This is a genomic window from Tritonibacter sp. SIMBA_163 (genome assembly GCF_046535935.1).
In the GTDB taxonomy this organism is placed as follows: Bacteria; Pseudomonadota; Alphaproteobacteria; order Rhodobacterales; family Rhodobacteraceae; genus Epibacterium; species Epibacterium scottomollicae.
Map to the genome: position 1 here is coordinate 1 of NZ_JAWJBP010000459.1, position 271 is coordinate 271.

Annotated in this window: 1 protein-coding gene; it reads left to right on the forward strand. The window is 46.9% G+C overall.

The genetic code is table 11. The features are described 5' to 3' along the window. The coding region (locus R0J92_RS23115) for a TRAM domain-containing protein (RefSeq protein WP_411053390.1) at positions 1-271 on the forward strand (271 nt) is incomplete at both ends.

A 271-nucleotide genomic window follows, 5' to 3' on the forward strand; every position in this document is an offset into this window, starting at 1 on the left:
CTGCAAAATGGGATAATCAATTAGGTGATGAGGTCAAAAGCGACCGTTTACAACGGTTAAATCATTTGGTTTCCACGAAAGCATCCGCGCGATCGCGCCGTTATTTGAATCGCACAGAAGAAGTCTTAGTGGAAGGGCAAAATCCTAAAGATCCCTCACAAGTGATGGGACGCACTCGCACCAACCGCTTAACCTTCTTTGCGGGTGACATTAACCAACTGCGCGGAAAGCAAGTTCCGGTGAAAATTACCGAAGTCAGAGCGTTTAGTCT